General features: G+C 62.5%; 16 protein-coding genes. 12 read left to right on the forward strand and 4 right to left on the reverse strand.

The annotated features are described in order from the left end of the window. Nucleotides 1-2 precede the first annotated feature (2 nt). Entirely contained in the window at nt 3-2,513 is a 2,511-nt protein-coding gene (gene topA, locus MTP16_RS19850; protein ID WP_243513078.1) for a type I DNA topoisomerase, read from the forward strand. 63 nt (nt 2,514-2,576) lie between these two features. Continuing rightward, complete coding sequence (locus MTP16_RS19855; protein ID WP_243513079.1) at nt 2,577-3,440, forward strand: DUF4846 domain-containing protein; 864 nt, start codon at nt 2,577-2,579, stop codon at nt 3,438-3,440. A gap of 84 nt (nt 3,441-3,524) precedes the next feature. On the opposite strand, the gene MTP16_RS19860 is transcribed toward MTP16_RS19855, so the two are convergent. Then, the gene (locus MTP16_RS19860) at nt 3,525-4,187 is read right to left on the reverse strand and encodes an HAD family hydrolase (protein ID WP_243513081.1); all 663 of its coding nucleotides are present in this window, start codon (nt 4,185-4,187) and stop codon (nt 3,525-3,527) included. A gap of 168 nt (nt 4,188-4,355) precedes the next feature. On the opposite strand from MTP16_RS19860, the gene MTP16_RS19865 reads away from it, so the two are divergent. From MTP16_RS19865 to MTP16_RS19880, 4 genes are read left to right on the forward strand one after another with little or no spacing between them, the layout of a single operon-like run. Continuing rightward, nucleotides 4,356-5,072: a pirin family protein gene (locus MTP16_RS19865; protein WP_243513083.1), complete on the forward strand. Its 717-nt coding sequence runs from the start codon at nt 4,356-4,358 to the stop codon at nt 5,070-5,072. A 58-nt stretch (nt 5,073-5,130) separates the two neighbouring features. Further along, a complete protein-coding gene (locus MTP16_RS19870; protein ID WP_243513085.1) occupies nt 5,131-5,442 on the forward strand; it encodes a hypothetical protein in 312 nt (103 codons plus the stop codon). Nucleotides 5,443-5,484: 42 nt separating this feature from the next. Further along, entirely contained in the window at nt 5,485-6,069 is a 585-nt protein-coding gene (locus MTP16_RS19875; protein WP_243513086.1) for a nitroreductase family protein, read from the forward strand. Next, complete coding sequence (locus tag MTP16_RS19880) at nt 6,066-6,776, forward strand: pirin family protein (RefSeq protein WP_243513087.1); 711 nt, start codon at nt 6,066-6,068, stop codon at nt 6,774-6,776. The genes MTP16_RS19875 and MTP16_RS19880 overlap by 4 nt, the downstream gene beginning before the upstream one ends. 61 nt (nt 6,777-6,837) lie before the next feature. Here MTP16_RS19880 and MTP16_RS19885 read toward each other — a convergent pair whose 3' ends face one another. Together MTP16_RS19885 and MTP16_RS19890 are read right to left on the reverse strand one after the other, a co-directional pair. Beyond that, the gene (locus tag MTP16_RS19885) at nt 6,838-8,331 is read right to left on the reverse strand and encodes a T9SS type A sorting domain-containing protein (RefSeq protein ID WP_243513088.1); all 1,494 of its coding nucleotides are present in this window, start codon (nt 8,329-8,331) and stop codon (nt 6,838-6,840) included. A gap of 279 nt (nt 8,332-8,610) precedes the next feature. Further along, nucleotides 8,611-9,432 (reverse strand): alpha/beta fold hydrolase, encoded by an 822-nt coding sequence (locus MTP16_RS19890; protein ID WP_243513089.1) that lies wholly within the window; start codon nt 9,430-9,432, stop codon nt 8,611-8,613. Nucleotides 9,433-9,739: 307 nt separating this feature from the next. On the opposite strand from MTP16_RS19890, the gene MTP16_RS19895 reads away from it, so the two are divergent. The 3 genes from MTP16_RS19895 (at nt 9,740) to MTP16_RS19905 (ending at nt 12,317) form a co-directional block, all read left to right on the forward strand. Beyond that, the gene (locus MTP16_RS19895; protein WP_243513090.1) at nt 9,740-10,156 is read left to right on the forward strand and encodes a pyridoxamine 5'-phosphate oxidase family protein; all 417 of its coding nucleotides are present in this window, start codon (nt 9,740-9,742) and stop codon (nt 10,154-10,156) included. Between the two features lie 271 nt (nt 10,157-10,427). Then, nucleotides 10,428-11,327 carry an oxidoreductase gene (locus tag MTP16_RS19900; protein ID WP_243513091.1) on the forward strand — a complete coding sequence of 300 codons (900 nt, stop codon included), beginning with the start codon at nt 10,428-10,430 and terminating at the stop codon, nt 11,325-11,327. Nucleotides 11,328-11,513: 186 nt separating this feature from the next. Then, nucleotides 11,514-12,317 (forward strand): AraC family transcriptional regulator, encoded by an 804-nt coding sequence (locus MTP16_RS19905; RefSeq protein WP_243513092.1) that lies wholly within the window; start codon nt 11,514-11,516, stop codon nt 12,315-12,317. Nucleotides 12,318-12,424: 107 nt separating this feature from the next. Here the strand turns inward: MTP16_RS19905 and MTP16_RS19910 are convergent, their stop codons facing one another. Beyond that, on the reverse strand, nt 12,425-12,805 hold the full coding sequence (locus MTP16_RS19910) for an SPW repeat domain-containing protein (protein ID WP_243513094.1): 381 nt from the start codon (nt 12,803-12,805) through the stop codon (nt 12,425-12,427). 245 nt (nt 12,806-13,050) lie between these two features. Between MTP16_RS19910 and MTP16_RS19915 the strand changes: the two genes are divergently transcribed. The 3 genes from MTP16_RS19915 (at nt 13,051) to MTP16_RS19925 (ending at nt 18,538) form a co-directional block, all read left to right on the forward strand. Beyond that, entirely contained in the window at nt 13,051-13,740 is a 690-nt protein-coding gene (locus tag MTP16_RS19915; protein ID WP_243513095.1) for an SIR2 family NAD-dependent protein deacylase, read from the forward strand. Between the two features lie 452 nt (nt 13,741-14,192). Continuing rightward, a complete protein-coding gene (locus MTP16_RS19920) occupies nt 14,193-14,759 on the forward strand; it encodes a metal-dependent hydrolase (RefSeq protein ID WP_243513096.1) in 567 nt (188 codons plus the stop codon). A 53-nt stretch (nt 14,760-14,812) separates the two neighbouring features. Continuing rightward, entirely contained in the window at nt 14,813-18,538 is a 3,726-nt protein-coding gene (locus MTP16_RS19925; protein WP_243513097.1) for a BamA/TamA family outer membrane protein, read from the forward strand. The last annotated feature ends 67 nt before the right edge of the window (nt 18,539-18,605 follow it).

Consider the following 18,605-nt stretch of genomic DNA (forward strand, 5'->3'; position numbering starts at 1 on the left):
ACATGGTCAAGAATTTAGTAATCGTCGAGTCGCCGGCCAAGGCCAAAACCATAGAAGGCTACCTCGGCCAGGATTTCGTGGTGCGCTCCAGCTACGGCCACGTGCGCGACCTGCCCAAAGACAATAACGCCATCGATATCGCCAATGGTTTCAAGCCTACTTACGTTGTTTCGGCCGACAAGCGCGAGCTCATCGCGCAGCTAAAAAAGCTTTCCAAGGAGGCGGAAATGGTGTGGTTGGCGAGTGACGATGACCGCGAGGGCGAAGCCATTTCGTGGCACTTGGCCGAAACGCTGAACCTGACCGCGGCCAAAACTAAGCGCATCGTATTCCGCGAAATCACCAAAAACGCCATTCTGGGCGCCATCGCCAACCCGCGCGAGGTGAACCAGGACCTGGTGAATGCCCAGCAGGCCCGCCGTGTGCTCGACCGCCTAGTGGGCTTCGAGCTGAGCCCCGTGCTCTGGAAAAAGGTGAAGCCGGGCCTGAGCGCCGGCCGCGTGCAGAGCGTGGCCGTGCGGCTGGTGGTGGAGCGGGAGCGCGAAGTAGCCAGCTTTTTGAGCGCCAGCGCCTACCGCGTGGTGGCTCGCTTCGATGCCGGCCGCGGTGCGGTGCTGGAAGCCGAACTGCCTACGCGCTTCAAGACGCGAGAGGATGCCGAAGCATTCCTGGGCCGTTGCGTGGGCGCCACGTATCAGATTGAAAGCCTGGACAAGAAGCCGGGCAAACGCAGCCCCGCCGCGCCGTTCACCACGTCTACGCTGCAGCAGGAGGCCTCGCGCAAGCTGGGCTACTCGGTGGCTCAGACCATGAGCGTGGCTCAGAAGCTGTACGAAGCCGGCAAAATCAGCTACATGCGTACCGACTCGGTGAACCTGTCGCAGGAAGCCCAGGCGGGCGCGCAGGCGGCCATCACGGCGGCTTACGGCGCCGAGTACCATCAGCAGCGCAACTTTAAAACCAAGTCGGCCTCGGCTCAGGAGGCCCACGAAGCCATTCGCCCGACGGATTTTGGCGCGGTGAAAGCCGGCTCGGATGCTTCGGAGCAGCGGCTGTACGACCTCATTCGCAAGCGGGCCATGGCCTCGCAGATGGCGGAGGCCGTGATTGAGCGCACCACGGCGGTTATCGGCATCAGCACGCAGCCGGGCACCACGTTTACCGCATCGGGCGAGGTTATTACTTTCGAGGGCTTCCTGAAAGTGTATGCTGAAAGCAAGGACGACGAGGATGAGGAAGACGGCAAAGACGGCGAATCAAGCTTCTCGCGTGGCTTGCCGCCGCTGAATGTGGGGCAGGTGCTGCCGCTGCAGCGACTGAGCGCCACGGAGCGTTTCTCGTCACCCCCGCCCCGCTACACCGAGGCTTCATTGGTGAAAAAGCTGGAGGAAATGGGCATCGGCCGTCCTTCAACTTACGCGCCTACCATCAGCACGGTGCAGAAACGCGGCTACGTGGAAAAGGACACCCGCGAGGGCAAGGAGCGCAAGTTCAACGTGCTGACGCTGGAAGGCAACGAGGTGAAGACTGAGGTCAAAACCGAAAACTACGGCGCTGAGAAAGCCAAGCTCTTCCCGACGGACACGGCCATGGTGGTGAACGACTTTCTCGTGGCCCACTTCCCCACGGTGATTGACTACCAGTTCACGGCCAAGGTGGAAGATGAATTCGACCAGATTGCCAACGGCCACGAGAACTGGACGCAGATGCTGACCGGTTTCTACGACAAGTTCCACGCCACGGTGGAGGCCGGGCAGGACATCGAGCGCAGCACCGTGAGCGGTGCCCGTGAGCTGGGCGTGCACCCCGAAACGGGCGAGAAAATCTCGGCCCGCCTGGGCAAATACGGACCCTACGTGGCCCTGGGCGACACCACCGACCCCAATGTGAAGCCGGCCTACGCCAACCTGCGCAAAGGCCAGTTTATTGAAAGCATCACCTTGGAAGATGCGCTGGAGCTGTTCAAGCTGCCGCGCATTGTGGGCCAGTTCGAGGACAAGGACATGACGGCCAACCTCGGCCGTTTTGGGCCCTACGTGCGCCACGACGGTAAATTCTATTCGCTGACCAAGGAGCAGGACCCGCACACCATCAACGCCGAGGAAGCGGTGGCCTTGATTGAGGGCAAGCGCAAAGCCGACGCCGAGCGCCTCATCAAGAGCTTCCCCGAAAACCCCGACATTCAGGTGCTGAACGGCCGCTTCGGGCCGTACATCGTGGCGGGCAAGAAGAATGTGAAGATTCCGAAAGGCGAAGAGCCCACCGAACTCACCCTGGAGCGGTGCATCGAGCTGGCCGACGCCACGCCCGACAAGCCCGCGAAGGGCGGCCGTTTTGGCAAGAAGGCGGCGCCGGCCAAGGAGGAAAAGGACGCCGACGCGCCCGCTAAAAAGGCCGCTAAAGCCGCCACGGCCAAGAAGCCGGCTGCTAAAAAAGCCACTACCAAGGCGGCTGCCGCTAAGAAGCCAGCTACGAAAACCGCCGCCAAAAAGCCTGCGGCGAAGGCAAAATAAGTACTGACGTATAGCGTTATGGAAAAGCCCGTATTTTGCGGGCTTTTCTTTTTGCCCCATGCTATGCGCCGCTTTCTGCCCTTGCTTTGCCTAAGTGCTGCCCTTTGCAGCTTCGAAAATCCGGGCCCGGGGCCGAAACGGCCGGCAGGATTGGTTTACGCCTGGCAAACGCAGCCCGGACCATCCAGCCAAACGCTCGCCGCTCGGTTTGCGGTGCCAGCGGGGTGCCAGCGGCTACCGGTCGCGGCCGGCAGTTGGGGCGAGTGGCTGCGCTATCTGCCGCTTATGCCGGCGGGCACCAAAGCGCGCCTTTATAATGGGGGGCTGAAAAACCGGCAGGATGTGGTGGCCGCCGTGGCCGACATCGACGTGGGCGCAAAAGACCTGCAGCAGTGCGCCGACGCCGTGATTCGCCTACGGGCCGAGTACATGTTCAGCCACGACCCCAACAAGGTGCATTTCCACCTGACGACGGGCTACGATTTCTGGTTCTCGGATTTCGTAGCGGGCAAAACCTTTAAGGTAGTGAAGGAGGAAGTGCTGCCGGCCACCCGACCAGCCGAGGCGCCCACCCACGCAGCCTTGGGCCGCTACCTGCTGCCTACGTTCGGCTACGCGGGCACCAAGTCGCTGAGCCGCGAGCTGCGTCCGGTGCCCCTGCCGCAGGTGCAGCCCGGCGATGTACTCGTTCATGGCGGCGCGCCGGGCCACGCGGTACTGGTGGTGGATGTAGCCGAGCACCCCGTCACACACCAGAAGTACGTGCTGCTGGCCCAGAGCTACATGCCGGCCCAAAACATTCACGTGCTGCGCAATGTGGATGCGCCCGCGCTGGGCGCTTGGTTTGCATTGCCCGGGCTGATGGAAACCGAGTTTGACACGCCGGAATGGACGTTTGGCCGCGACGAAGTGAAGCGGTTTGAGTAAGAACGAGGACCCCGAAGCTCCGCTTCGGCCCGTTAGAACGTCGCTTATTTAACCGACCGAAGCGGAGCTTCGGGGGTACTCATGCTAAGCGGGTTTAATGGCTTGGATGCCGGCGGCATCCAATTCCCCAAAGTCCCGGATAAGGCGGTCGGCCTGCTGCAGGTCCTGGCCTTCGGAATGGGGGCTGACGTAGGCAATGCAGTAGATGCCGGCAGCTTTGGCGGCGGCCACGCCGTTGGCCGCGTCTTCGATGACGATGCACTTCATGACGGGTGTTTCGGCCAGTTCGGCGGCGCGCAGGAAGATGGCCGGGTGGGGCTTGGACTCAGCAAAGTCTTCGCCGCTGACGATGTGGGCGAAGTAGGGCCGCAACGCAAACCGGTCGAACACCCGCGCGATGGTGGCTTTGGAAGCTGAGGAGGCGACGATGAGTTGCACGTCGTGTTGGCGCAGGTCTTCGATGAGGGCGCGCACGCCGGGCAACAGGTCGAGGGCGGCGTCTTCGTCGAAGGCTTGGTTGAACAGCTCGCGCTTGCGGGCCACCATGGCTTCTACGTCTTGCGGGAGGCTGTATTTCTGCTTGAGCACCTGGAAGACGTTGCGCGTCGATTTGCCCAGGAAAGTGGCGTACTCGGCGGCCGATACCGGGATGCCCAACTCGGCAAACTCGGTGAAGAAAGCGTGGCGGTGGATGGGCTCGGTGTCGATAATGACGCCGTCCATGTCGAAGATAACCGTGCGAATCATGCGGGCAAAACGGGATAATGAGGTTGGGCAAAGGTACCGGCTGGCGGGCGGGCCCCCTGCAACCTCTACAAATAATGGGCGTGTGAAAACTTTTTCGTCGGTAATAATGTATCAACATTAAATGTATGTACATTTGTCATACAAACGCACTTTATAAACGCTCCCATCATGGCCCGCACCGTTCTGCACCCTGCCAACACCCGCGGCCACGCCAACCATGGCTGGCTCAATTCTTATCACACGTTCAGCTTCGCCGGCTACCAGGACCAAAGCCGCGTGCACTTCGGCGCCCTGCGCGTGCTCAACGATGACACCGTGGCCGGCGGCATGGGCTTCGGCAAGCACCCGCACGACAACATGGAAATCATCTCCATCCCGCTCTCGGGCGATTTGGAGCACCAGGATTCGATGGGCAACAAAACCGTCATCCGCCAGCACGACGTGCAGGTGATGAGTGCCGGCACCGGCGTGGCCCACTCCGAGAAAAACCACAACGCCAATCAGGAAGTGAAATTTCTGCAAATCTGGGTGTTTCCGAAATCGCGCGGTATCAAGCCCAACTACGGCCAGGAAACCTTCGCCCCGGAGGCCCGCCACAACCAGCTGCTGCAAGTAGTATCGCCGGAAGGCGACGGCACCAACCCGCACATCCACCAGGATGCGTGGTTCCACATCGGCAACCTCGACAAGGGCTTCACGACTGACTACGCCGTGAAAAAAGCCGGCAACGGCGTCTACGCCTTCGTGCTGGAAGGCGACGTGACCATCAACGGCCAGGTTCTGCACCGCCGCGACGGCTTCGGCATCTGGGAAACCGACAAGCTCGCAATCAGTGCCGACAGCAACGCCGAACTGCTGCTGATGGAAATACCGATGGAATTCTAATTTGACTGGGCGCCCGTCAGTACTCGTGGCTGACGGGCCCCGATTTTGCGCTTTTGTTATGTTCTCCCTCACCTTTCGCCCTGCTGCGGTGCGGCAACTGCTGCGCCGTATTTATCCGCACAAAGCCATGGGTTATGCCCGGACGCACCTGCGGCATCCGGCGCTTGGCCCCGTCACGCTGGCCGGGGCGGTGGAGCTGCTGGAAAGTTTCGCTTACTCCCTGATTCCTCGCGAAGCCCAGGGCCTTGTTCACTACATATCGGGCCTGAATACCGAGCTTTGCCAGGCCGGCCCCGTTGAGAAAAACGCTCCGGCTCCAGCTCATCAACATCCACACCTTCGGCAAAAAAGCCGCTCGGCGAAAGCTTAGCGTACTGTTTACCGGCAAGCCACATCCCCTTTCAGCTAAACAATGAAACCCGCCGCCACCCACTACCCCGTTCACGAGCTTATCCGCAACCGTTGGAGCCCCCGCTCCTTCTCGGCCCAGCCCGTGGAGCAGGACAAGCTGAACCAGGTGTTTGAAGCCGCCTCCTGGGCCTTCAGCGCCATGAACCTGCAGCCCTGGCAGTACATCTACGCCCACAAAGCCGACACCGCGGCTTTCCAGAAAATAGTAGATTGCCTGTTGCCCGGCAACCAGCCCTGGGCCAAAAACGCGCCCGTGCTCATCATCGCCCTGGCCCAAACCAGCAACGCCGACGGCCAGCCCAACGGCGCGGCCATGCACGACCTGGGCGCCGCCAACGCCAACCTCATCCTGGAAGCCACCGCGCTGGGCCTCTACGGCCACCTGATGGGCGGTTTCGACCGCGAGAAAACCCGCCGCGAGTTTAACCTGCCCGATAACCTGACGCCGGTGGTGGTGATGGCCCTCGGCTACCTCGGCGAGGCCGGGCAGCTCGAAGAGCCCTTCCTGAGCCGCGAGAAAGCCGCCCGCAGCCGCAAGCCGGTGGCGGAGTTTGCCTTCCAGAACGAGTTGCCCGCCGCCCAATGAAAACCCGCCTCACCCGCGCCGCCGAGCGCGGCCTCAAGGACATTGGCTGGCTGAAAAGCCACCTCTCGCTCAGCTTCGGCCCCTACTCCGACCCGGAGCGCAGCGGCTTCGGCCTGCTCCGCGTGTTCAACGACGACGTGGTGCAGCCTGGCGGCGGCTTCGGCATCCACGGCCACGCCAACATGGAAATCATCTCGGTGATGCTGGCTGGCAGCATGAACCACAAGGACACCCTGGGCTATACTGAAGTGGTGCACCAGGATTGGGTGCAAATCATGAGCGCCGGCTCGGGCCTGCGCCACGAGGAGCACAACGTGGGCGACACCGATGTAAACTTTCTGCAAATCTGGATTGAGCCCAAGCTCCAGAACATCGGCCCGCGCTACCAGCGCCGCCAGTTCCCCGAAGACAAGCGCCGGAACCAGCTCACCACCATCGTGAGCAACGAGGAAGGCCAGGCCCATTGCTGGATAAACCAGAACGCCAAGCTTTCCCTCGGCTACTACCCCGACGCCCAAACCGTCGACTATACTTTCAAGCCGCTGAACAAGCTGCTGTTTCTGTTCGTCATCAGCGGCTCGGTGACGGTGGCCGGCCAGCAGGTGCAGGAGCGCGACAGCCTCGGCATCTGGGAAACGGACAGTGTCAGCATCGAAGCCGCGGCCGGTGCACGGTTCCTGCTGATTGAGTGCCCGATTAACCACTAGTTAGCAACCGGTATTGCAAGAAGCGTCGCCCGCCATTTGGCACGAGGGCGGCGCTTTTTGTTTACTCCAATACCACCCGCTGCGAAGCCACCGAGCCATCGGCCTGCTGCACCCGGAGCACATACAAGCCGGCCGGCAAGGCCACCATAGGCAACGAAAATGCCGTTGCCAAAGGCTGGTGCACGAGGACCGCCCGACCCGTCGCATCGAGCAGGGCCACTTGCCGGGGCAGGGCACCGGTGGGCAATTGCACATTCAGGACCGAATGCGCGGGCATGGGCCATACTTGCACCGGCGCCGCATTAGCTGCCGCCCCACGGCCCGCCAGTGGGGCCGCGACCAGCAAGCGCGCCAGGCCGGAGTGCGGTACGGTTCCGGCCTGGGCAAAATTGCCGGCTACGAGCACCTTGCCGCTGGGCTCCACCAATAAGTCGTACACCCGGGCGCTATTGCCGTTGTAGGCCGGGCTGATGGGGCTCTGGTAGAAGGTATAAATGAAGTCAAAATCAAAAGTGCTGTCGTTTCCACCCGTCCGCAAGGTGCGGGCCATAGGAGCATCCCTGTTCGAGGCGTTTAAAATCGACCCCGCCACCAGGATGCGCCCATCGGGCTGCACCGCTACGGCGCTGATGGAGTTCCCAACTATGAAACCGAGGTAAAGAGTAAAGCAATTGACCGAAAGTGGAAAAGCTGTATCCCAAGCGCCGGTGGGCGTGAGGTGCGCCACCGCTTTGTCGGTAAAGATTCCGGCCAGGGCGTAACTGCCATCGGGGCAGCGAACCACTTTACTAATTTGCGGCGGCACTGTAGCCGGGGGTATGGTGCAAGAAAAAGTGGAGTCGACCCTTCCGGATGCCAGCAACCGCGTCACCGTAGGCACTGGGGTTCGAATATCGAAGGTGCTGCGGCTGTAAACCATCCGGCCGCTGGGCTCCAGGGCCACGCTTAGCACCGCGAAGTCGGCTGGCAAGGCAGGCGGATTGAAAACTGGGTCGACCTGGCCCGTGGGCAGCAGGCGCACCAGCCCGTTGTGCCCCAGCGAATCGGTGATGGCGCCGGCCAGCAGCAGCTTGCCATCGGGCTGCGCCACCAGCTGGCCGATGTTTTGCCCGCCCACGCGGCTGCGCAAAGCCGGCCGAAACGAGGCGTCGGGCTGGCCGGAGGGCAACACCCGCAGCAGGTTGCCCGGCGTGCGCAGCGAACCCAGCACCTTGCCGTCGGCCTGCACGGCCAAGGCCGTCCACCCGCCCTGCGCGGCCACCGATTGCGCGGGGCGGTAGGTGAAGGTGGTATCTACGTAGCCATCGGCTAGCAGCCGGGCCAAGCCGTCGGTCACGTGGCCATCCACCGCCTGAAAAAGGCCCGCCACCACGTAGCGGCCGTCGCTTTGCCGCACTACGTTCGTCACCCTTGGCGTGGTGTAGCCCGGCAGCGGCGCAAATACCGGCGGGTGAAAGGTGGGGTCGAGCTGCTGCGCCCAAAGCGTGGAGCGAAAACACACGGCCTGCCCCACGAGCAGGGCCGCCAACACGGAAACACGAGTAGCAATGGGCATAAGGCGAAGGGAAAGGTTTCTACCTTACGTTCAATAATTGTGCCTCTTAAGACCGTCTCCTCGCCGGTTTGCGCTTGCTGCCACTGCCTGCTTATCAAGCGCCCGATTAACCACTAGGCGATGTGCGTAGTAGCGCGAACTCTTAGTTCGCGTGCCCGCGCCGTTCGGATATTGTGCTGGTACGCTAACTACAAAGTCCGCGCAACTGAAAAAACTACGAACGAAAAAAGCTACCCCGTTGCCAGGGCAGCTTTTTTATTTAATACCAAAGTCAATGCCTTAGGCCCGAATGAAGGCCAGCAAGTCGGCGTTGATGGTGGCGGCTTCGGTGGCGGGCATGCCGTGGGGGAAGCCGGGGTAGGAAATCAGCTGGCCGTGTTGCAGCAGCTTGATGGACTTGGCGCCGCTGATGGCGAAAGGCACGATTTGGTCGTCTTCGCCGTGCAGCACCAGCACGGGCAGGTCCACGCTTTTCAGGTCTTCGGTGAAATCGGTCTCCGAGAAGGCCTTGATGCCGAGGTAGTGGGCGTTGGCGCCGCCCATCATGCCCTGCCGCCACCAGTTGTCGCGGATGCCCTGCTTCACCTGGGCGCCTTCGCGGTTGTAGCCGTAGAACGGGAGGGTGAAATCCTGGAAGTACTGCGCGCGGTTGGTGGCCGTGCCCTCGCGGATTTCGTCGAATACCGCCATGGGCACGCCGTCGGGGTTGGCGGGGGTTTGCAGCATGAGCGGCGTCACGGCGCTGATGAGCACCACCTTGGCCACGCGGCCCTTGGCGGCGCGGGCAGCCACGCGGATAGCCACGCCCCCGCCGGTGGAATGGCCGATGTGCACGGCATTCTGCAGGTCGAGGTGGTCGGCCAGCGCCAGGATGTCGGCCACGTAGGTGTCCATGTCGTGGCCGGTGCCGGTTTGGGCCGAGCGGCCGTGCCCGCGGCGGTCGGCCGCGATGACGCGGTAGCCCTTGTTCAGGAAAAACATCAGCTGGTTGTCCCAGTCGTCGCTGGAAAGCGGCCACCCGTGGTGAAACACCAGCGGCTGGCCGGTGCCCCAGTCCTTGTAATAGATTTCGGTGCCGTCTTTAACTGTGAAAGTTGCCATGTTTTCTGCAGTAGTGTGGGGTGAAAAGAGTTGGGGCCGCCGGGCAATAGGGTGGCGCCCGGTAGCCTGGCAAAGCTAATAAGCGGGGCCGTTATACATAATGGTTTTTCGATATTATGTATTTATGTTCTCCGGGCCTACTCCGCTTTTCCCAGCCTTTCGCTTCATGCAGCCGCTGCACCGGCCGGCGCGGCTACCACCTACGCATCATCGAAAACTGGCTGCTGCTTAGGTTACGGAAGCGCATTTAATAAACAACTGCCGCCCACCCCACGTACGCCAAGCTCCTCCTTTCCCCTCCCGCATCATGGCCGAAACCACCCTCAAAGCCGTCGCCGCCAAAATAGCGAAGCTCGACATCGCCCTGCTCACCACCCACACCAGCCGCAGCCAGCTCAGCACCCGCCCCATGAGCAACAACGGCGACGTGGAATACGACGGCAACTCCTACTACTTCACCTACGAGGGCTCGCGCACCGTGCGCGACATCGCCGAAAACCCGCACGTCAGCCTCGGTTTCCACGGCGAGGGCTACCTCTACGTGGCCGTATCGGGTAGCGCCACCCTCATCCGCCAGCGCGCCACCCTCGAAAAGCACTGGCTGCCCGAGCTCAAGCGCTGGTTCAAAGCCGGCCTCGACACGCCCGGCATCGTGCTGGTGCGCGTGCAGGCCAAGCGCATCAAGTACTGGCACGGCGAAGAGGAAGGCGAGCTGGTGCTGTAAGCGCTGAACGATGTGCGCCCCTTGGTGCGCGAAGTCTGGCACACTGTAGCGTGGACTCTGCGAGTCCGCGCAGGGGCGTTCCGAATGGTTCGTTCGGGCAGGCGCGGACTTGCAGAGTCCACGCTACAAGGCCCGCTGCCACGCAGCGGGCCTTCTGTGTTAAATCCAGGCGCAGGCCTGAGCTTTTTAACAAAGCAAGATTGAGCTTTTTAACAAAGTCGCCCCTGCTGCAGCGCCGGACCTTTGTCCTGAACTTTAACCCCAAGAACTCATGGACAAAGTCTGGTTTATCACCGGTAGCTCGCGCGGCCTGGGCCGCAGCCTCACCGAAGCCGTGTTGGCCCAGGGCGGCCGCGTAGCCGCCACCGCCCGCCGCCCCGAGCAGCTGGCCGACCTCGTGGCGCAGTATGGCCGGCAGGTGCTGCCCCTGGCCCTCGACGTCACCCACCCCACGCAAATCGCCGAAGCCGTGGCCGCCGCCGTGGCCCACTTCGGCCGCCTCGACGTGGTGGTGAACAACGCCGGCTTCGGCATCACCGGCGCCGCCGAGGCCTACACCGAAGAGCAGGTGCGCAGTCAGCTCGAAACCAATTTATATGCCCCCATTGCCGTCACGCGCGCCGTGCTGCCCCAGCTCCGGCAGCAGCGCAGCGGCCACATCCTGCAAATTAGCTCCATTGGCGGGCGCGTGGGCAATGCCGGCGTGAGCATCTACCAGGCGGCCAAGTTTGGGCTGAGCGGTTTCACCGAAGCACTGGCCAAGGAAGTGGCTTCGCTTGGCATCCGCGTCACGTCGGTCGAGCCCGGCGGCTTCCGCACCGACTGGGCCGGCGCTTCCATGACCTTCGCCCCCGCCATCGACGGCTACGACCTCGTGAACCAGCGCGCCGAGTACTTCGCCAGCGGCAACTTCGTGCCCCTGGGCGACCCCGCCAAAGCCGCTCAGGCGATGATAGACCTCGTGGAGCACCCCCACCCGCCCGTGCACCTGGTGCTGGGCAGCGAGGCCGCCGCCTTCCTCCGCCAAGCCGATGCCGACCGCAAAGCCGAGTTCGAGCAGTGGCTGCCCGTCACCCTCTCCACCGACCACGACGAGGCCGAAAATTTCTTCGACACCGAAGTAGGCAAGCTCTACCGCGTGCAGCCCCAGAACCGGCCCGCCGCAGAGTAAAGCAACGCTTGGCCGCCCCCCAGCCTGATGCCTGGTGCCGTCCGGTACCTCGCGTGCCGAAAGTTCCCCATCCCCCGGCCCCCTCTCCTTTGGGAGAGGGGGCCGGGGGATGAGGCCCCACGCCCGAACGATTGAACTATACGTTCAGGCACCGGGCAGTATCTTCCGTTATCCTCCGAAAGCCCCATGCCCGACCTGCCGCCCCGCCTGCCCATCTTCTACTCCTGCTACCACACCCGGAGCCGGGAAGGCGAGCAATTCATCCCCGAGCACGTGCTCAGCTACCAGCTGGCTGGCACGCTCACCACTTACGACGGCACCCGGGAGCAGGTATTCCGGCCCGGCGACCTGCGCCTGACCAAGCGCAACCACTTGCTCAAGTTCAACAAGCAGCCGCCCGAAAACGGCGAGTTCAAAACCCTGTCCATTGCCCTCGACCAGGACACGCTGCGCCACTTCAGCCTCGAACACGGCCACCAAGCCGCGCCGCACGCCTCCAGCCCGGAAACCGCCATCACCGAACTGGAAATGACGCCGCTGTTCCAAAGCTATTTCAACTCCCTGCAGCCTTACGAGCAGCTCGCCGAGCCCGGCAACGAGGCCCTGATAACCCTGAAAGTGCGCGAAGCCCTCCTGCTCCTGCTCAAAACCCGGCCCGAATTGCGAGACGTGCTGTTCGACTTCGCCGCCCCCGGCGAAATCGACCTCGAAGCCTTCATGAGCCGCAACTTCCATTTCAACGTGCAGCTCCGGCGCTTTGCCTACCTCACGGGCCGCAGCCTCGCCACTTTCAAGCGGGACTTTGAGAAGATATTCCACCTCTCGCCCAGCCGCTGGCTGCAGCAGCGCCGCTTGCAGGAAGCGCACTTTCTAATCAAGGAAAAAGGCAAAGCCCCCTCCGAGGCCTACCTCGAAGTCGGCTTTGAAGACCTGTCGCACTTCTCCTTTGCATTCAAAAAGATGTACGGCGTAGCGCCTTCCCGACTCTAGCGGGCACTCGGCTATCAATTCAACTGTATCAACAGCGTTGCTTCGCAACAGCAAAAAAGGCCTTTCCACCGCAGCGGAAAGGCCTTTTTCTATTCACCTGCGGTTGGCTACTCGCCCAGCTCGCGGTACTTGGGCATCTCCTGCTTCTCGGTGAGCAGACCGGTAGCCAGCAGCGTGGCCCCGATGGCCAGGAAGGTGTTGCGGGCCTTCTTATTCTTCGAGAAGCCCAGCAGCCACGGCGCGCTCAGGCTGGTGAGGGCCGTCACCACGTCGAGGGTGAGGTGGGTTTTGAAGGGCACGGATTTAACCAGGCCCCACTCGGCGCGGGTACTGGCCGTGAGGGCCAGGATGCCGCCGCCCAGCACGTAGCTCAGCAGGCTGGCGTTTTTGTTGTCGCTGAAGCCGATGAGGGCGGGCGCAGCAGCCACAAGGGGCGCGGCCGAGTAATCGAGGATGCCATGGACCTGGCGGGAAATGGGCTTGCTCATTAGAAGGGAAGGATGGAAATGTGGAAAGGAAAAGGAAGATGAATCGGTGACCGGCTAACGGCAGCCCGGCGGCAAAGGATATGGCCCAGCTTAGTCCGGAGCGACCTTTTAGGCCGATTAAAAGGCTTAAACCGTTTCCAAAAAAAGCTCAAAAACACCGATGTTTTCGGGGCGCTTCCCAGGTTGTGGGGTATCTTTGGATGCGGCCCTAGAGCCGCTTTTTCACCCTTTCCCTTCTGCTTTTTATGGCCGAAAAACACCTTGTCGTGCTCACCGGCGCCGGCGTTTCTGCTGAGTCCGGCATCCGCACCTTCCGCGACACCAACGGGCTCTGGGAAGAGCACCGCGTCGAGGACGTGGCCTCGCCCGAGGGCTTTGCCCGCAACCCGGCCCTGGTGCTCGAATTCTATAACCAGCGCCGCGCCCAGGCCCGCACCGTGCAGCCCAACGCCGCCCACCTGGCCCTGGCCGGCTTCGAGGAAGCCCCCGGCTGGCGCGTCAGCATCATCACCCAGAACGTGGACGACCTGCACGAGCGCGCCGGCTCCGGCCATGTGCTACACCTGCACGGCATGCTGAACGAGATGCGCTCCGTGGCCGACGAAGCCACCGTGTACTACTGCGACGGCGATATCCACGTGGGCGACTTAGCCCCCGACGGCTCCCAGCTGCGCCCCCACATCGTGTGGTTTGGCGAGATGGTGCCCGCCATCGAAGAAGCCGCCGAAATCGTGAGCGATGCCGATGCCTTGCTCATTGTAGGCACCAGCCTGCAAGTGTACCCCGCCGCCGGCCTGCTGCACTACGCCCCCGCCACCTGCCCTGTCACGGTCATCGACCCGCACCAGCCCGAAGCCGGCCGCCGCGGCGTGCGCTACGTGGCCGAGCCCGCCAGCACGGGCGTGCCCAAAGTGCTGCAGGAGCTGGCGGGATAATCGCCGGTCATTGCCAGGCGCAGCCGAAGCAATCCGTCCTGTAAAGACCAGACACTTTCTTCCACCAGAAAGCCTGTAATGTTCAAGGCGGCTTTACCACATTATCAGGCTGGTCGCGGTTGAGAGGACGGATTGCCACGTTCCACTGCGCTCCATTCGCAATGACAGACGAAGCCCTTTCCCGTCTCGCCACCCTCCTACACCAATCCTCCACCCGCATGAATCCTCCCCCCGGCCGCAGCTTCTGGCGCGAATTCTGGCCCAAAGCCCTCATCCTCGCGTTCATCGTGGCGGGCTTGTGGCTGCTCGAACACTTTGGCTACATTCGTCGCTGGTAGGCTTATTTTTTTGGTGTTGGGTTTTCGGTGTCGAGTGTTGGGAGTTCGGCGGTCATATCAAAAGATTGTTAACAGTCCGAAAACCCAACACCGAAAACCCAACACCTTCTTTCCATGGCTTCCGCCTTCGCCCACGCCGCCCTGGGTGCCACCCTCGGCAAACTCATCCTGCCCCAACGCCGCCACTGGCCCTATTGGGTGGCGGCTGGCATCTGCGCCGCTTTGCCTGACGTTGATTCCGTCGGCTACCGCCTGGGCGTGCCGTATGACAGCCTCTGGGGCCACCGCGGGCTCACGCACTCGCTACTGGCCGCAGTGGTAGTGGCGGCCGCGGGCGCGCTGCTGAGCCGGTTAGCACACGCGGACCGGCGCCCGGCAGCCGGGCGGCTGGCGCTGCTGCTGTTTCTGGCCACTGCCTCCCACGGCGTACTCGACGCCATGACGACCGGTGGGCTGGGCGTAGCCTTTTTCAGCCCCTGGCACCTAGAGCGGTATTTCTTTCCTTTCCGGCCAATTAAGGTTTCGCCGCTAAGCATCCGGGGTTTCTTCGGGACGAAGGGGCTGCGGGTGCTGGCCAGCGAAGCCATTTGGGTGGGGCTGCCGTGCCTGTTGCTGCTGGGCGCGCAGCGCCGGAACAGCCCGAAACCGCTGTCCCCGGCCGAAAAGAAGCTGCGCCGTTAGGTTACGCATACTTTACTCTGGGTTCTGCGTACTCCGGTGCATACTTATTCTTTATGCGCCTACAATTCCTCTCCGCGCTGGCCGCGTTCGGACTTTCTGCCGGTACGCTTTCGGCCCAATCTACGTCGCCGGCCCACACCGTTTTCCTGCTCGGCAACACCGCTCAGGCCGATATTCCGCCCGCCCGCCTGCAGCAGTTGCGCCGCGTGCTGGAGCAGCAAACCGGCCCTTTCACCGTGGTGCACCTCGGCGACATTGTAGGCAATACCGGCCTCGTGGCCAAAGGCGACACCGCCCTGGCTCAGGCCGAGCGCGACCGCGCGGACCAGCTTATTAGCCTGGTAAAAGGCCTGCCGCAGGGCAAAATCTACTTCCTGCCAGGTGATAAGGACTGGGCCAACTCCGGCCGCGACGGCCTGAAAGCCGTGCGCCGCTTGGAGAAGTACATCGAGAAGCAGCTGCCCGGCCAGAACGCTTTCATCCCCACCAACGGCTGCCCCGGCCCCGAGGTGGTGGACGTGGCCCCACTGGTGCGCCTCGTGGCCATCAACACCCCTTGGTTTACCCACCCATTCGACCGGCCCGAAGCGCCCGACACCGACTGCAAGACGCTGACCAAGGAGGAATTTCGCGAGCAGATTCAGGACCTGATTGACGATACCAAGAACAAGAACGTGCTGCTGCTGGGCCACCACCCCGTGGTGAGCAACGGCGTGTACGCTGGCCACGAGCCGCTGTCGCGCCACCTGAGCCCGCCCGTATTTGGCACCATCTACGCCGCTTATCGCCAGAACGTGGGCACCCCGCGCGACCTGGCCAGCCCCGGCTATCAGGAGCTGCGCAAGGAACTGCTTAACACGCTGCAAAGTAACCCCGGCGTCATCTACGCCGCCGCACATGACTACAGCCTGCAGCTCACCCCCTTCCAAGGCAATTACCACATGGTGAGTGGCAGCTTTGTAGAGAGTGAGCACGTGGGCGCCAAAGGCCAGTCGCTCTACAGCAAGAGTGAGGAAGGCTACACCACCCTCGAATACTTCGCCGACGGTACCGTGAAGACGCACATCGTCACCTTCGGCAGCGGCGACCAGGCCGTGAAGGACGCCTACACCGCTACCCTGTTCCGCTCGGCCTGTGAAGCCGCGGCCGACCAGAAAAGCCCCCAAAACCCGTTTATCACCGACTGCCCCGGTGTGGCCAAAACCGTGGCCGAAACAAAACCTGATGCACCTTTCCAGGCCACGACTACCGTGGTGCCTGGACCGGAGTACAGGCCCACGGTTAGTAAAAACTTCTTCATCGGCAAAATCTACCGCTCGTCGTGGCTGCAGCCCGTCACGGTGAAGACGCTGGACTTGGGCACCGAAAAGGGCGGCCTGCGCCCCACCGGCAAAGGCGGCGGGCGCCAGACCACCTCGCTTAAGCTCATTGCGGCTGACAGCTCGGAGTACGTTTTCCGCTCCGTCGATAAAGACGTGACCAAAATTCTGCCACCTGAGCTGCGCAATTCCATTGCCGCTGATGTGCTGCGCGACGTGACGGCCACCGCCAACCCGTACAGCAACCTGCCCATCAGCTACATGCTCGACCAGACGGACATTCTGCACGCCCGCCCGCGCCTGTTCCGCCTGCCCGACAACCAGCAGCTCGGCGCCTACCGCGAGCAATACGCCGGCCTGCTCGGCACCCTCGAAGACTCGCCCAAGGACCCCAAGCCCAACCTGCCCGGCTTCGGCAACTCCGATGAGGTGACGCGCAGCTTCGGCCTGTTCCGCAAGCTCTACAAAGACCACGACAACCACGTGGACGCCCCCGCCCTGGCCCGCGCCCGCGCCTTCGACATGCTGGTGGCCGACTTCGGCAAGCACGAAGACAACTGGAAATGGGCCGGTTACAAGCAGGCCAACGGCGGCACGCTTTACCGCCCCATACCGCGCGACCGGGACCAGAGCTTCACCCAGTGGAATGGATTGCTCACCTACCTCGCCAACCGCGAGTGGGCCGTGCCCAGCATCGAGGGCTTCAACACCGAGTTTCAGGACATGAAAAGCCTGAACTGGCCCGCCCGCCACCTCGACCGCTTTCTGCTCCAAAGCCTCACCCGCGAGCAGTGGCAGGAGGCTGCTAAGTACCTGCAAGGCAAAATCACCCCCACCGTTATCGACGGCGCCACTGCCCAGCTACCCGCTGAAATTCAGGACAAATCGGGCAATGACATCAACCGCAAGTTGAAAGCCCGCATCCAGGAATTGCCCAAGGCCATCGACGAGTATTACCTGCTGCTGGCGCGGCGTGTGGACGTGGTTGGCTCTAACAAAGGCGAGGTTTTCCAGGTGAACCGCCTGCCCGATGGCCAAGTGCGCGTGCAGATGTTTGACCGCGCCGGCGACACTGAAAACCCTAAGGGCGCAGCCCTTTTCGACCGCACCTTCAAGCCCAGCGAAACCAAGGAAGTGTGCCTCTACGGCCTCGGCGGCAAGGACGTAATGACGGTGACCGGCGACGGCGGCAGCCATAGCATTCTGGTGCGCGTCATCGGCGGCGACGGCAAGGACAAGATTACCGATAGCTCTACCGCCGCCGGCCTGCGCACCCTCACCAAGGTCTACGACCTGCCCGATACCGAACTGCAGCTCGGCAAGGAAGCGGATAACCACACCAGCACCCGCCCCGGCGTGAACGCCTACGACCGGGAGCAGTTCGAATTCAACTCCTACAAGCCCAGCATCGGCTTAGGCTACAACCGCAACGACGGCTTCACGGCCAGCGCGGGCGTCACCTTCCTCACCCAGGGCTTCCGCAAGCCGGGCTTCAAAAACCAATATTCCGTGCTGGGCGAGGTGAGCACCGGCGGGCAGCGCCAGCTCACGCTCAGCACCCGGCACCGCTATGCCATCGGCAGAATCGATGTGGGCGCAGCGGCCAGCTACGGCAACTACTTCCCCTTCTACAACTTCTTCGGCCTGGGCAACAACACGGCGCTCGACCAGGATAAGTACGACGTAAAATTCTACCGCGCCCGCTACCGCGGCGTCACCCTCAACGGCTTCCTGGAGCGGGTGTTTCTGCAGCGCAGCGTGTTGCGCGTGGGGCCCTCGTTTGAGTACTACGTCACCGACTTTGCCCCCGACAGCTACCTCGGCGTGCTCAACCAGACGCCCGGCGCTTCCGACATCCGCCCCAACAGCAGCACCCAGCGCCTCATCGGCCTCAACGGCGTGTTCGACCTCGACCTGCGCGACCGCCAGGCCTTTGCCCGCCGCGGCGTGCGCCTGCGCGCCCAGCACGACACCTACCGCCAGCTCTCCGGCGCCGAGCGCACCTTCGGCCTCACCCAGGGCTTCGCTGAGTACTACGGCACGGCCAAAATCGGCATCCCGGTTACGCTGGTGGTGAAAGGCGGCGGCGCCAAAAACTACGGCCCCGACGCCGACATTCCCTTCTACAAGTTTGCCTCGCTGGGCCTGCGTGAGGGCCTGCGCGGCTACTACCGCAACCGCTTCAGCGGCGACGCCAGCCTCTACTACAACACCGAGCTGCGCCTCGCCCTGGGTCAGGTCAAAAACGGCTTCCTGCCCTTCTACTACGGCGTATTTGGCTTCTACGACCAGGGCCGCGTGTACTACCAAGGCTCCTCGCCCACCGGCTGGCACAGCGGCTACGGCGGTGGTGTTTACATCGCGCCGGTGGTGGAAACGCTGGCCTTCGCCATCTCCTACCAAAAGTCGGTCGAAGCCACCTTGATACAGTTCGGATTGGGCTTCCGCATCGACAAGTAAACCTTAGCAATAGTCAATTATCCCAAAGGCAACGCCACGGCGTACCTTTGGGCTTTTATTTAATTCC

The organism is Hymenobacter monticola (assembly GCF_022811645.1).
GTDB classification, from domain to species: Bacteria; Bacteroidota; Bacteroidia; order Cytophagales; family Hymenobacteraceae; genus Hymenobacter; species Hymenobacter monticola.

Excerpts from the sequence above, each read along its gene's own strand:
- topA (WP_243513078.1), top strand. The coding sequence starts at position 3 with ATGGTCAAGAATTTAGTAATCGTCGAGTCGCCGGCCAAGGCCAAAACC.
- MTP16_RS19855 (WP_243513079.1), top strand. The coding sequence starts at position 2,577 with ATGCGCCGCTTTCTGCCCTTGCTTTGCCTAAGTGCTGCCCTTTGCAGC.
- MTP16_RS19860 (WP_243513081.1), bottom strand. The coding sequence starts at position 4,187 with ATGATTCGCACGGTTATCTTCGACATGGACGGCGTCATTATCGACACC.
- MTP16_RS19865 (WP_243513083.1), top strand. The coding sequence starts at position 4,356 with ATGGCCCGCACCGTTCTGCACCCTGCCAACACCCGCGGCCACGCCAAC.
- MTP16_RS19870 (WP_243513085.1), top strand. The coding sequence starts at position 5,131 with ATGTTCTCCCTCACCTTTCGCCCTGCTGCGGTGCGGCAACTGCTGCGC.
- MTP16_RS19875 (WP_243513086.1), top strand. The coding sequence starts at position 5,485 with ATGAAACCCGCCGCCACCCACTACCCCGTTCACGAGCTTATCCGCAAC.
- MTP16_RS19880 (WP_243513087.1), top strand. The coding sequence starts at position 6,066 with ATGAAAACCCGCCTCACCCGCGCCGCCGAGCGCGGCCTCAAGGACATT.
- MTP16_RS19885 (WP_243513088.1), bottom strand. The coding sequence starts at position 8,331 with ATGCCCATTGCTACTCGTGTTTCCGTGTTGGCGGCCCTGCTCGTGGGG.
- MTP16_RS19890 (WP_243513089.1), bottom strand. The coding sequence starts at position 9,432 with ATGGCAACTTTCACAGTTAAAGACGGCACCGAAATCTATTACAAGGAC.
- MTP16_RS19895 (WP_243513090.1), top strand. The coding sequence starts at position 9,740 with ATGGCCGAAACCACCCTCAAAGCCGTCGCCGCCAAAATAGCGAAGCTC.
- MTP16_RS19900 (WP_243513091.1), top strand. The coding sequence starts at position 10,428 with ATGGACAAAGTCTGGTTTATCACCGGTAGCTCGCGCGGCCTGGGCCGC.
- MTP16_RS19905 (WP_243513092.1), top strand. The coding sequence starts at position 11,514 with ATGCCCGACCTGCCGCCCCGCCTGCCCATCTTCTACTCCTGCTACCAC.
- MTP16_RS19910 (WP_243513094.1), bottom strand. The coding sequence starts at position 12,805 with ATGAGCAAGCCCATTTCCCGCCAGGTCCATGGCATCCTCGATTACTCG.
- MTP16_RS19915 (WP_243513095.1), top strand. The coding sequence starts at position 13,051 with ATGGCCGAAAAACACCTTGTCGTGCTCACCGGCGCCGGCGTTTCTGCT.
- MTP16_RS19920 (WP_243513096.1), top strand. The coding sequence starts at position 14,193 with ATGGCTTCCGCCTTCGCCCACGCCGCCCTGGGTGCCACCCTCGGCAAA.
- MTP16_RS19925 (WP_243513097.1), top strand. The coding sequence starts at position 14,813 with ATGCGCCTACAATTCCTCTCCGCGCTGGCCGCGTTCGGACTTTCTGCC.